Raw genomic sequence first — 12,582 nt, 5'->3', positions numbered from 1 at the left:
ATCGCGCGAGCGATATTGATGGCTTGCTTGGGGTGTTGGGGTTTGGTGTCTACCTCTGTGGCCGCTACACCCGTTAATGAAGGTGATTGGCCACATCAAATCACTGTGGTGTATGACACATCTTTGCATATACCGGCGACCTTGTCGTTCCAGCGTCAGCAATCGCACTATCAGGTTTCGGCCAAAATGGATGCATGGTTGTGGTCATGGCATTTTGTGTCATCAGGTGTGTTGATCCAACACACCTTACAACTGCGCGATTATCAAGATATCCGGCAAGGAAAGCAGTACGCGCGCGCGCAATGGCAACCGGGAATGTTGAACTATGGCAGAACGGCACAACCTACCCAAAACATGCCAGTTGATGGACCTGTGTACGATGTTTTTTCTCTGGCGTGGCAATTGGCATGGCAACCGCAGGCCATGCCCACAAAGGCCTACTTAACCAATGGCAAAAAAGTCTATGCTTTGCCTAACATAACGGATGCAGGTGAGCGCTTCATGCAGGTAGGAAATCAGCGTGAGCGAGTGCGGGAATATCGTATCGATAACAAGGGCAGCCTTATTTCTTATATCATTCGCACGACACCGCCGCGAGTGCCTGTGCGCATTCGCTATGAAGATGATGGTCGTATTTACTCGCTTGAACTACAAAGTTATTTGTGGGACGGGCATAAAATTTGATGAACACCATGAACGCAACGCAATTACAAGCCAGTGCCGATATTTTGGCGCAAATTTTAACGTTTAGACAACCTGCTGATGTGGTGTTGTCGTCTGCTTTTCGGCGCCAGCGCAAGCTTGGCAGGCAAGATCGGCACGAAATTGCCGAAACCGTTTTTGCCGCTGTGCGCCATTTGGAGAAAATTACCACGGCTTTGCCCAAACCCAGTCGCGAGCCCAGACGAACCGCATTGGCTGCATTGGTTTTGGGGCGTGGGCTGAGCGTGGCGGCGGTGGCTCATTTGTGTAGCGAAGAAGATCGGGTTTGGTTAGAGGCATTAAAGGCAAATAAAGCAACATGGGCATCTAGGCTTGCTACGGCTGCTGAATTGCCGCAATGGCTCATAGAGTGCTTACGGCTCAATCGGTATGACGATGCGCAGATTATGCAGTTTGGTCGCAGTTTGACTGCAGGCGCTTCACTGGACGTGCGGGTGAATACGCTCAAAGCCAAACGCGATAAAGTTTTGGCACAATTACAGGCAGAAGGGTTGGCATGCACGGCTACGCCATACTCTCCGTGGGGCATTCGTTTTGCCGATAAGCCAGCCTTAAACCAACACCCTTTGTTTTTGAACGGTAGCTTAGAAGTTCAAGACGAAGGCAGCCAATTATTGGCGTTGCTTACAGGTGTAAAGCGAGGGCAGATGGCAGTGGATTTCTGTGCTGGTGCTGGTGGTAAAACCTTGGCCATGGGGGCGATGATGGCAGGCAGTGGTCGACTATATGCCTTTGATGTAGCTGAAAAACGCCTAGCAAACCTGAAACCGCGTATGGTGCGCGCGGGCCTTACCAATATCCATCCACAACGCATTGAAAGCGAAACAGATGCCCGAGTAGAGCGCTTGCGCGGCAAAGCCGATTGTGTGCTGGTGGATGCACCTTGTTCTGGTTTGGGTACACTGCGACGCAATCCTGATTTAAAATATCGGCAAAGCCAAGCGCACATTCATGCTTTATGTGTGCAGCAGCAGGCAATTTTGCAGGCGGCAGCGCCTTTGGTTCGGCCGGGCGGGCGATTGGTGTATGCAACTTGCAGCGTGTTGCCTGAAGAAAACCAAGCGCAAGTTGCAGCATTTTTACAAACCCATCCACAATGGCAGCTAGTACCAGTATCAACTTTGCTGGCTGAGGCCAAGATTGGATTGGATACGGGTGAATTTTTGCAACTCAGCACAGCAGAACACCACACCGATGGCTTTTTTGCAGCGGTATTGGCACGCACTGATCAATAAATCAACAGAAGATAAAGGACAACACATGGACGTTCAGGCTCAGATTAAAACGCTGGTGGATAGCCACCCGGTGGTGCTGTTTATGAAAGGCACCAAACAATTTCCGCAGTGCGGGTTTTCTTCTCGCGCGGTGCAGATTCTGCAGGCAGCTGGTTGCGCAGATTTTTACACGGTGAATGTGTTGGAAGATGATGATATTCGCCAAGGCATCAAAACCTATGCCGATTGGCCGACGATTCCGCAATTGTATGTGAATGGTGAGTTTGTGGGTGGTTCCGACATTATGATGGAAATGTTTGAAGCTGGCGAACTGCAAGATCTTTTGGGCAAACTATAAATGAATATGTGAAAAAGGTGTCTGTCGATATGGTGACAGGCGCTTTTTTTGTGGCTGCCTGAATGGTTCAGGCAACCTAAATTTGATGACGAAAGCAAATAATGAACTTAACCGTAATCAATCACCCTTTGGTGAAGCATAAATTGTCACTGATGCGCGAGGCTGACTGCAGCACCTATCGCTTCCGCACGCTGACCAAAGAATTAGCGCGCTTAATGGCTTATGAAGCCAGCCGTGATTTTGAGTTGGAAACGATGAAAATGCCGGGCTGGTGTGGGGAAATTGACGGATATCGGATTAAAGGCAAAACCGTCACTATCGTGCCGATTTTGCGTGCCGGATTGGGCATGCTGGATGGCGTATTGGATTTGATTCCTACTGCCAAAATCAGCGTGGTGGGTTTGCAGCGGGACGAAGAAACTTTGGAACCTGTGCCATATTTCGATAAATTTGTCGATCAAATGGATAAGCGTCCAGCATTGATTATTGATCCGATGTTGGCTACTGGTGGCTCTATGAATGCCACTATTGCGCTACTGAAGAAGAAAGGTTGTAAAAATATCAAAGCCTTGGTGCTGGTGGCTGCGCCAGAAGGGGTCGCGACCGTGAATGCAGCTCATCCCGATGTAACCATTTATGCAGCTGCATTGGATGACCACTTGAATGAAAATGGATACATCATTCCTGGGTTGGGCGATGCCGGGGATAAAATTTTCGGCACCAAACACGCTTAATTGCTTATACTTGAATAATAGGGGAACAAATCAAATAGATGACATTATGATAATAACATATTGAATCATATTTGATTTGTATCAATTTCAATAGGCCATTCTGCTTTAGAATGTTAGGTTAATGTGAATTGGGTGTGAACTTATGGCTTACGAATTAATCAAAGACGCGCTGCGGCAATTGAATACAACACCAGATGTGACTTCTTCTGCGGTGCTTTCTGTTGATGGCTTGCCCATCATGACATCATTGGCACATGGGGTGAATGAAGACCGTCTCAGCGCCATGGTTGCGGCCATGATTTCAGTGGGAAACCGCGCTGCCCAAGAAATATTCAGTAGCCAACAAGACCACATCATTATTCATACTGACAATGGTTATTTGGTGATGTTTGAAATCAATAAAATGGCGCTGTTGGCTGTTTTAACTAGCCAAAATGCCCGATTAGGGATGGTGCTATTTGAAGCCAAAAATGCCATTAAAAGTATCAATTCCGTATTTGATTTGGAATAGATTATTCCAAATCACGGATGAGTGGCGGTGTATTGTGTGGGTTCAAAAACCAAACCGATTGCCAACCCTTGTGTGGCCGATTTGATTTCAGACTGCCCCAATAATACGGTTATTGCCCATCGCCGGCACAAGGTTTGTACAATAGCCAGTCCCAATCCGCTGCCGGTTTCTGCGTTGCCCATTACTCGGTAAAAAGGCTCGAATACACGCTGTTGCTCATCCATCGGAATGCCACATCCGCTGTCTTCTACCCAAATGATCAATTTATGTTGATCGGTGATTTCATCACGCACATTGATGTGCCCCTGAGGGGGCGTGTAACGAATGGCGTTTTCCAGTAAGTTTTTCAAAATCGTGTGCAAATCGGCTGCCTGAATCTGTATCTGATACTGTTGTGTTAATCCTACGCCACAATCTTGATTTTTGGTTTCGGCCAGCGGCCACAATTCGGCATACAAATCACGTAGCAAAGGCAGTAATTCAGTTCTGGGACCGCTTTCTGTGTCAGTGCGCGTTTCCTGGTGCTGTGCCCGGGCCATACTCAATAGTTGGCTAAGCAATTGATGGGTTCGATGAATGCCTGCTTTAATGTCGGTTAATAATTTTTCTTGTTCTTGAGGCGATAAATGCGGTTCTTCAAAACGGGCAATTTGCAGTGTCAGCGCTGTGATGGGGGTGCGCAATTCATGGGCTGCCATGCCAATGAATTGTTTGTCGTGTTCAATCGCTGCCTGAAGCTGTATGAATAAACGGTTCATGGATGATACGAATGGACGTATTTCAATCGGCACCTGAGACTCATCCATGGGAGACAAGTCATATTCATTGCGACTGGCCAGTTCGATACTGAGTTTTTGGGTGGCCTTGAATAAAGTGCGGATGAATAGAGCCGTCAATAGCCAAAGTAGCGGCAATAAAATTAAAAAAGGCCAAATGGTGCTTTTGGCACTGTCGGCGGCCAATCGATTACGATAGGCTGTACGTTGGGCAACCACTACACGTTTGTGATGGTGTGTATGGATATACAAGCGCCAGTGGCGTGTAGCCGTGACAAAATTGTGAAAACCGTCACCCAAGGCATGCAGGCGCAAATGCGCTTGATTGTCTTCAAACATCAAATTTAAATAAGGCGAATCGAGAGATTGTGCCAAAACCCTAGGTTTGGGCAGTTGGCTGGCCGATTCGGGGAAATTAATGTCTTCGCGATTGTCTTGTTTCAGGGCAGGGCTGTTGGGGTCAAGTAAACGCGCAATTTGCTGCAATTGTGCATCTTGCAAATCTTGCGCTTCCGCAAACGTGGTTTGAAAAGCAATAGCGCCACCCAATACGGCCATGATGGTCACCAATATCGACATTAGAATAATCAAACGCCATTGTAGTGAGTATTTTATGCGCTCTTGGAAACCAGCCATCCCAATCCCCGTACATTTTTAATAGCATCAGCGCCCAGTTTTTTGCGGATGCCGTGGATGACGACTTCAACGGCGTTGCTTTCCACCTCTTCATTCCATCCGTATAGCCGCTCTTCCAAGTCTTGTCGAGACAAAATAGTGCCGGGGTGGAGTAATAAGCTATACAACAAAGCATATTCTCGTGCCGATAAGCGCTGGCTGAACCCATTGATACAGGCTTCGCGCGTCGCAGGATCGAGACTAATATGGCCATTCGACAGTACGGGATTTGCATGCCCACTTTGACGGCGAATAACGGCACGGATCCGCGCCAGCAATTCTGAAGGTTCAAAGGGCTTGACCATGTAGTCATCGGCGCCGCTGTCTAAGCCCAGAATGCGTTCCTCGACGGTATCTCGGGCGGTAATCACAATGGCAGGGGTGGCCGTTGTTTGTGCACGTAAATGACGCAATACCGTTAACCCATCTTGTTTGGGCACACCAATATCCAATAAGGCCAGATTATATTGGTGGCTATTGAGTGCAGTTTCCGCTTGCAAACCATCTGCCACCCAATCCACGGCATAGCCCGCTGCTTTTAAAGTATCACCAAGTACTTCGGCAATCATGATGTCGTCTTCAAGTAATAGTATGCGCATGGTAGTAAACCATTCAATGGCAGTAAGCAATCCCAACTAATTTTTAAAACCGAGCACGTGCCACAAGATTCAGTCGAGATAAACGCAGTGTAGCAAAAAACCGCTTCAGACACAGGTTGCCTGAAACGGTTTTGGTATGTGACTGGATTTGAGTTAAATGCTTAGGCAGCGGGTTTGTCTGCAGCAGGTTTAACGGCTTTTTTGGCTGCTTTTTGGTGTTTTACTGCATGGGCTTTTTTGGCCACTTTTTTGTGGTGTTTGGCAGCAGGTTTGGTTGTTTTGGCAACTGGTTTAGCGGCCTTAACAGCAGGTTTGGCAGCAGCAGTTACAGCAGGTTTTGCATCGGCTTTGGCTGGTGCTGTGGCAGCGAAAGAGCTTACAGCAGTTAAACCAAATACGGCAGTCAATACGGCAGCAGCTAATTTTTTCATGATCAATCTCCTAGAAGGTTATGGACAAAAACCAATTCGGTTGTTGTTGGGGCTCAGTTTAGGCAGTGAAACTTATGCGAAACTTAGCCTCATGTTTTTTTAGGTAAATGGCCGGTTAATATTCATTAATGAGGGTTGCGCCTACCGTTGCCATAGAAAAACCGCCGACCAGCGGCGGTTTGATAAATCAGGACTTATTACTTAGTTGCTGCAGCCGGTTGCGTGGCAGCTTTAGCCAGTGCGGCTGTGGCTTTTTTGTCGATCTTGCAGGCGTTGGCCAAAACTTGTGGCTTGCCGTCTTGGCCCATTTGTGCCAAGCCGCCAGCATTTACTTGGGTGATGGTGGCAGGTGTGGCTTTGTTGGCTGACCACATGATGCCTTCACCCGTAAACGTGGTGTGCTGAGCGTCGGTGGTGTCGCGTTTCAGCAAAGGAGAGTTTTGGTTGCGGAAGTTGACGATGGCCACCACAATGTCATTGCCTTTGATGCCATATTGCACATTGATTTTTTCTTTACCTTGTGGGCCGCAAGCGTAGGCCACGGCTTTGGCGCTGTCTACTGTAATGCTTTCACGCTGAGGTTGGCTGGCTTGAGTAGGGGCGGAAGCACTGGCTGCCGTATTGGGGGCTTGATCGCCTTTGGCGGCGCAACCAGTTAAGGCCAACATCAATGCAGCAGCGGGAATCAATACTTTTTTCATGACATGCTCCTAGTAAATAAAACAAATTGATTGAACGAGTTGAATATCGGCGGTTTTGGCGCGTATTCAAGACTATTTATGAGCCTATTGTCGCGTTTTGGTTCCAATGGGTAAAGCCGTGTTCGCGGTTTTCCCTATTTGGAATTGGTATCTTAATACTGGGCTATTGTGTATTATTTTTTGAAAACATGATAAATTTCAATTGGCTGCGAGCCAATTTCAAAAATTTGCCTAAAACACATTTGGCTTATCTGTAGATACAGGATTAGCTTATCTTTTCCCAGCTTAACGTGGTTTGACTGGGTACTTGAATGATTTCTTGTGTGTTCAGGTCAAGAGCGGTGAGTGGCCCACCCCAAAGTGCACCCGTATCCAAACACACCACGTGTTCTCCTCGGTACAACCCCAATGCCGACCAATGGCCAAATAAAATGGTGATTTCGGTATTGCGCCGATCTGGGCTTTTAAACCAAGGACGTAAATCGTTGGGCATATCGGCAAGTGATGATTTGAAATCAAAATCCAATTTGCCATCTAGCGTGAGGGCGCGCATGCGGGTCATGACATTCACGGCAAAACGCAAACGGTCTTCACCGATTAGGTCAGGGGCCCAGCGCTTGGGTTTGTTGCCATACATGTGCGCGAAAAAATCAGCTGGGTCGTGTTGTAATGCGTGGGTGACTTCGTTGGCCAGAGAAACCGCCGTTTCCAGTGTCCATTCGGGCCATAAGCCAGCGTGTACCATGACGTGTTTGGGCTCTTGTACCAGCAGTGGTTGTTCACGCAGCCAACCCAACAACGCACCACGGTCTGGTGCGGTGAGTATCTCCGCAATGGTGTCGCCACGCTTGATTTTGCCGTGGCCAAAATCCAATGCCAATAAGTGTAAATCGTGATTGCCCAAAACGGTTTGCATACACCCATCATTTGCGCGTACAAAGCGCAGCGTGGCCAAGGATTTGGGGCCGCGGTTGACCAAGTCGCCTGTCAACCAAAGTGTGTCCACGCCAGGATTGAAACCAAGTTTGGCCAGAAGTGCTTGATATTCCGCGAAACAGCCTTGTAAATCGCCGATGACATAATGAGCCATGAGGATCTTTCAGATGATTCAGGCAGCCTTGTGGCTGCCTGAACATGATTGACGTTTAATTAATCATTCAAAACCAACACGCCTTCCGCTTCCACTAACGCACCTTTCGGTAAACTAGCTACGCCCACGGCTGCGCGCGCTGGATAGGGAGAATCAATGTATTGAGCCATGATTTCGTTGAATGTGGCGAAATTGGCTAAGTCGGTTAAATAAGCGTTGATCTTGACGATGTCGTTTAAGCTGCCACCAGCTGCCTCAACCACGGCTTTTAGGTTTTTGAAGACTTGGTGGGTTTGCTCAGCAAAGCCGCCTGCGACCACTTCCATGGTTTCTGGCACCAAGGGAATTTGGCCAGATAAATATACGGTATTGCCTGCACGAACGGCTTGAGAATAAGCGCCGATGGCGGCCGGTGCTTTGTCGGTATGAATGATGTTTTTGCTCATGGGTTAATCCTTTTTGTGGTGTTTAAGGTTGCCTGAAAGTGTTTCGGGCAAGAATAAAGTTAATAAATCATTTAAAAAGCGCTGCCCCAACGGGGTTGCTTTCAAACAACGGGGATCGGCGTGTAATAATCCGCGGGCCACAGCTTCGGCTAAAGGATGTTGAATGGCGGCCAAATCCAAACCAGTGCGCTCGGCAAACCAATTGCTGGGCACGCCTTCTTGCAGCCGAAGTGCATTCATCATGAATTCAAAAGGCAATTCCTTAGCCGTCACGGTATGGCGCTGCACGGAATGTTCTGGCTGATGGCCCATGGCGGCCAAATAATCTTTAGGGTGTCGGCTGCGGGTGGTGCGAACAATGCCGGTTGCCGAAGAGATTTTACCATGAGCACCTGCACCGATGCCGACATAGTCGCCAAATTGCCAATAATTGAGGTTGTGCTGACAGGATTGCTGTGCTCGCGCAAAAGCTGAGGTTTCATAATGAATAAAACCGGCTTCCGCCAGCCGTGAGTGGACCGCATCTTCAATGTCCATGCTACGCTCATCATCGGGTAAGTTGGGCGGCGGCGTGTGACCAAATGCGGTATTGGGTTCCATGGTGAGCTGATAGGCGCTGATGTGTGATACGCCGCAGGCTATGGCCATATTCATATCGCTTAAAGCTGCCTCAACATTTTGGCTGGGCAGGGCATACATTAAATCAACATTCACTTTGTCGAAGAGGGATAAAGCGGCAGCGATGGCGGATTCTGCTTCGTGGCCATTATGGATTCGGCCCAATGCGCGCAGTTTGTCATCGCTAAAGCTTTGTACGCCGATGGATAGACGATTGACGCCAGCTTGGGCAAAATCATGGAATTTGTGGCGCTCAAAGGTGCCTGGATTGGCTTCCAAGGTGATTTCGGCGCCCGGCAACAATTGGGTGCGGGCGCGAATGCCGCTGAGCAAGGCATCAATGGCGCGTGCTGAAAACAAGCTGGGTGTGCCACCGCCAATGAATACCGTATGGATGGGACGCCCCCAAAAGTGAGGTAGTTCATATTCCAAATCAGCCAGCAATGCCGCGACATAAGTCATGTCATCCAGCTCAGTTTTGGCCTGATGCGAGTTGAAATCACAATAAGGGCATTTGCGCACACACCAAGGAATGTGCACATACAATGACAACGGCGGTAATGATGACAATGAGACCGATTGCGCTATTTGTGGGCTGCCTGAAAACAGCAACACTTGCTCAGTTATGGCGTTCATTTTGCGCGTTGAAAATAGCATGCTGTGCCAGTTTGGCCAGCAATAAATCGAGGGCTTGAGCACGGTGGCTGAAGCGGTTTTTGTCGGCAGGTGAGAGCTGAGCAGCGGTTTTTTGGTGTTCGGGTAAGTAGAAATGGGGATCATAGCCAAAACCATGTTCACCAGCGGCTTGTGCTTGCCACAGACCATGCCAAGTGGCCTCGGCAATAATGGGCTGAGGATCATCCGCATGGCGCACCAAGACCAAAACACACACGTAATACACGATTTGATTTGACTGTTGAGCCAGTTCGCCACTCAATTTGTCATTATTGGCCGCATCGGATTTAGGATGGTCACCCGCATAGCGAGCTGAGTGTACGCCAGGGGCGCCATGAAGGGCCACGGCACAAATACCAGAATCATCGGCCAACGCAGGCAAGCCACTGATGCGGCTGGCATGACGTGCTTTAGCGAGTGCATTTTCCACGAAGGTGGCGTAGGGCTCAGGGCATTCAGGGACGTTAAAGATCGATTGGGGTAATAATTCAATGTTGAGTGGTGAAAATAGGCGCTGAAATTCAGCCAATTTTCCAGGGTTGTTGCTGGCCAAAATAAGTTTAGTCATGGGTGGTATCCAAAGAGGAGTCAGAGGCATTGGTCTGTTGTTGGCGCAGCCATTGGACTCGGGTACGCTCGCGCAAAAACAGGGCCAAGGCTGCAAATTGTCCCAATGCACTGATGAATCCCAAAACCAAGCATATTACGGCCACAGCCATATGGTTCAGAGACCAATAATATGCGCCCAGTGTCAATAGGCCGATGAACATCACCGTTAGTGAAATGAGCAGTAACAAAAATAATTGCGAGCGGGTCATGTGTGGCATCTCTAAGTCGTCATTGTTCTATTCTGTTCTGTTGTATCCAGAAAAAAAAGCCTGCCGATGGCAGGCTTTTGACAATGGCCATTAACGCAGCTGATTGTATAGCTGATTGAGCCAAGTTTGTGCATCTTTGTTTTGGTAAGCACTGCCATCTGCATTGGCCAAATGCACACGGGTACCGTTGTTGGTGGGTTCGGCCAATACCACCAAGCGTTGCTGTGGTGTGGTGTCTTTGGTTTTCTTGGTGCGTCCAAACCAGCGGCTAAACAAGCCAGGTTTCTGCTCGGTGACTGCTTGGCCTTCGGCGGGCGCTACTTCAACCAAGAATGCATGGCGTTCGGCATTTTCGCCTACCACGCTCAAACCAATACGGTCCAGTGCCAATGCCACTCGGCGCCAATTACGCTCTTGCGGCCCTGACAGCAAAACAGAGTTGCCATCCAATTTGGCTAAATCAGCACCTTTATTTTGTTGCTGGGTAACCTCGCGGCGAATTTGTTGCTCATCAGCACCCAAATACTGCATAAAGCGCGCCAAGAATGCCGCTTCAAGATTGGGGTCATTGGGACGTTGCTGCCATGCAGTGGTGTCCTCAGCTTTGTTGGTGTAAACCTCTCTCAAACCTTTTTGGGAAAAGAAGACGTCGGTACCACCTTTGCCATTGCGCTCCAAACGAATGGTAAACATGTCACGTTCACCCGTAGAGTACACGCCGCCCAGTCCTACTTTTTCAAACAAGCTACGAATGGTATCGCTGGGTAGTTTGGCGCGATTTTCTGCCCAGTCTGTTTCCATCAGCCCAATGCCCGGTTCTTCACGGTTGATGGTGAACCCTTGCTCTTGCCAAAAGGCCTTTAATAGCGGCCACAATTCGGCTGGTTGTTTGTTGTTGATATTTAACCAGCGTACGCTGCCGTCACGCTCTAAATGGACATTAGCCACATCTGCCAACACTTTGCCACTGTTGGCTTGTGCCGTGTTGGCGCGCTGCACCTTATTCAGGTCGCTGGCTCGCACTGCGCCGCTTCCAGCGGGCAATTGATAGCGGTCACCTTGGTTGGGATCGGTCAAATCTGGCGGCACGTCCAATTGCACCAATTTTTTATTGGCAGATTGGTAATCCAATTCTGGTAATTTCTCTTTTTTGCTGGCGCAAGCCGCTAAGCTTAATGCAAGCACGGTCAGCGTCAGGGGTTTTAAAACATTCATATACCGCATCCTTGTGTGGCTTTAATTAAATTAGTTCGGCTGCTTGCATGGCGGCGAGGGTTTTCGCTTGGCCTGCTGCGCTCAGTTCGATAATCGGTAAGCGTGAGATTGGGCGGATTTTGCCCAACTGCGCCAAGGCCCATTTAACGGCGGCAGGGCTGGGTTCGCAGAATAAATCGGTGTGTAATCCCTGCAATTTATCGTTAATGGCGCGCGCTGTGGCTATGTCACCCTTAATGGCTGCATGGCACATGTCGGCAAATGATTGTGGGGCTACATTGGCCGTTACACTAATGACACCGTGCCCTCCGCACAGCAAAAAGCCCAAAGCCGAAGGGTCGTCGCCAGAGTAAATAGCAAAATTTTTGGGAGCATGTTTGATTAAATAGCAGGCGCGTCCCAAATTACCTGTGGCTTCTTTAACACCAATAATATTGTCGATTTCAGCCAATCGAAGAACGGTGTCGGGTTGCATGTCGGCCACGGTGCGGCCAGGAACATTGTATAAAATCATTGGAATGGCTGTGGCATTGGCGATGGTTTTGAAATGACGGTAAATACCTTCTTGAGACGGTTTGTTGTAGTAAGGTACTACCGACAAGGTCATGTCTGCGCCCGCCTGCTCGGCTTCTTGCGATAAATGCACAGCTTCTCGAGTGTTGTTGGCACCTGTGCCGGCGATGATTTTAATGCGCCCGGCCGCATGCTGAACGGCGGTTTCAATCACTTTTAAGTGTTCATCCACCCCTAAAGTAGCCGATTCGCCCGTAGTGCCTACGGCAACAATGCCATCGGTACCTGATGCAATATGCCAGTCAATCAACTGTTTAAATTGTTCATAATCCACGCTGCCATCTTCGTGTAATGGAGTCACAATGGCAACCAGGCTGCCTGTAAGCATATTCAAACCTTTTAACGGTTAGACTGAAAAATGCGTTGATTGTAGCGTATTTTTTATACTTGTGGAAAATGAGGCCAAGGCTGGCTGTCGCTTGGCT

Annotated in this window: 16 protein-coding genes; 5 read left to right on the top strand and 11 right to left on the bottom strand. The window is 48.8% G+C overall.

Translation table 11 applies throughout. From position 1 onward, the window contains the following. Window positions 1–18: 18 nt before the first annotated feature. The 5 genes from A2F46_RS04760 (at window position 19) to A2F46_RS04740 (ending at window position 3,540) form a co-directional block, all read left to right on the top strand. Window positions 19–684 (top strand): hypothetical protein, encoded by a 666-nt coding sequence (locus tag A2F46_RS04760; RefSeq protein WP_066567372.1) that lies wholly within the window; start codon window positions 19–21, stop codon window positions 682–684. Between the two features lie 8 nt (window positions 685–692). Then, the gene (locus tag A2F46_RS04755) at window positions 693–1,958 is read left to right on the top strand and encodes an RsmB/NOP family class I SAM-dependent RNA methyltransferase (protein WP_066567540.1); all 1,266 of its coding nucleotides are present in this window, start codon (window positions 693–695) and stop codon (window positions 1,956–1,958) included. Window positions 1,959–1,983: 25 nt separating this feature from the next. Then, window positions 1,984–2,295, top strand: a complete 312-nt coding sequence (grxD, locus tag A2F46_RS04750) for a Grx4 family monothiol glutaredoxin (RefSeq protein ID WP_066567537.1) — start codon at window positions 1,984–1,986, stop codon at window positions 2,293–2,295. A 101-nt stretch (window positions 2,296–2,396) separates the two neighbouring features. Continuing rightward, on the top strand, window positions 2,397–3,029 hold the full coding sequence (upp, locus tag A2F46_RS04745) for a uracil phosphoribosyltransferase (RefSeq protein WP_066567369.1): 633 nt from the start codon (window positions 2,397–2,399) through the stop codon (window positions 3,027–3,029). Window positions 3,030–3,171: 142 nt separating this feature from the next. Beyond that, a complete protein-coding gene (locus A2F46_RS04740) occupies window positions 3,172–3,540 on the top strand; it encodes a roadblock/LC7 domain-containing protein (protein ID WP_066567367.1) in 369 nt (122 codons plus the stop codon). A gap of 11 nt (window positions 3,541–3,551) precedes the next feature. On the opposite strand, the gene A2F46_RS04735 is transcribed toward A2F46_RS04740, so the two are convergent. The 11 genes from A2F46_RS04735 to dapA all read right to left on the bottom strand — a co-directional run bounded on the left by A2F46_RS04735 (window position 3,552) and on the right by dapA (window position 12,485). Continuing rightward, window positions 3,552–4,952 (bottom strand): sensor histidine kinase KdpD, encoded by a 1,401-nt coding sequence (locus tag A2F46_RS04735; RefSeq protein ID WP_066567364.1) that lies wholly within the window; start codon window positions 4,950–4,952, stop codon window positions 3,552–3,554. Beyond that, the gene (locus A2F46_RS04730; protein ID WP_066567534.1) at window positions 4,928–5,590 is read right to left on the bottom strand and encodes a response regulator transcription factor; all 663 of its coding nucleotides are present in this window, start codon (window positions 5,588–5,590) and stop codon (window positions 4,928–4,930) included. Before A2F46_RS04730 ends, A2F46_RS04735 begins: the two co-directional genes overlap by 25 nt. A 161-nt stretch (window positions 5,591–5,751) precedes the next feature. Continuing rightward, complete coding sequence (locus tag A2F46_RS04725; RefSeq protein ID WP_066567362.1) at window positions 5,752–6,021, bottom strand: hypothetical protein; 270 nt, start codon at window positions 6,019–6,021, stop codon at window positions 5,752–5,754. Window positions 6,022–6,218: 197 nt separating this feature from the next. Continuing rightward, window positions 6,219–6,722: a hypothetical protein gene (locus A2F46_RS04720; protein ID WP_066567359.1), complete on the bottom strand. Its 504-nt coding sequence runs from the start codon at window positions 6,720–6,722 to the stop codon at window positions 6,219–6,221. A gap of 265 nt (window positions 6,723–6,987) precedes the next feature. Beyond that, window positions 6,988–7,812, bottom strand: a complete 825-nt coding sequence (locus A2F46_RS04715; protein ID WP_066567357.1) for a symmetrical bis(5'-nucleosyl)-tetraphosphatase — start codon at window positions 7,810–7,812, stop codon at window positions 6,988–6,990. A 59-nt stretch (window positions 7,813–7,871) separates the two neighbouring features. Then, a complete protein-coding gene (locus tag A2F46_RS04710) occupies window positions 7,872–8,258 on the bottom strand; it encodes a RidA family protein (protein WP_066567356.1) in 387 nt (128 codons plus the stop codon). A gap of 3 nt (window positions 8,259–8,261) precedes the next feature. Beyond that, the gene (hemW, locus tag A2F46_RS04705; RefSeq protein WP_082783575.1) at window positions 8,262–9,512 is read right to left on the bottom strand and encodes a radical SAM family heme chaperone HemW; all 1,251 of its coding nucleotides are present in this window, start codon (window positions 9,510–9,512) and stop codon (window positions 8,262–8,264) included. Further along, window positions 9,496–10,119: a non-canonical purine NTP pyrophosphatase gene (locus A2F46_RS04700; protein ID WP_066567354.1), complete on the bottom strand. Its 624-nt coding sequence runs from the start codon at window positions 10,117–10,119 to the stop codon at window positions 9,496–9,498. Before A2F46_RS04700 ends, hemW begins: the two co-directional genes overlap by 17 nt. Beyond that, window positions 10,112–10,369: an NGO_0222 family membrane protein gene (locus tag A2F46_RS04695; protein WP_156471559.1), complete on the bottom strand. Its 258-nt coding sequence runs from the start codon at window positions 10,367–10,369 to the stop codon at window positions 10,112–10,114. Before A2F46_RS04695 ends, A2F46_RS04700 begins: the two co-directional genes overlap by 8 nt. Before the next feature lie 90 nt (window positions 10,370–10,459). Next, a complete protein-coding gene (bamC, locus tag A2F46_RS04690; protein ID WP_066567350.1) occupies window positions 10,460–11,584 on the bottom strand; it encodes an outer membrane protein assembly factor BamC in 1,125 nt (374 codons plus the stop codon). A 25-nt stretch (window positions 11,585–11,609) separates the two neighbouring features. Continuing rightward, window positions 11,610–12,485 (bottom strand): 4-hydroxy-tetrahydrodipicolinate synthase, encoded by an 876-nt coding sequence (gene dapA, locus A2F46_RS04685; protein ID WP_066567349.1) that lies wholly within the window; start codon window positions 12,483–12,485, stop codon window positions 11,610–11,612. Window positions 12,486–12,582: the final 97 nt, after the last annotated feature.

It is taken from the genome of Snodgrassella sp. CFCC 13594, assembly GCF_001590725.1.
GTDB lineage: Bacteria > Pseudomonadota > Gammaproteobacteria > Burkholderiales > Neisseriaceae > Snodgrassella.
The sequence above is the reverse complement of the archived record's forward strand: the minus strand, read 5'-3'. Positions and strand labels throughout refer to the sequence as shown.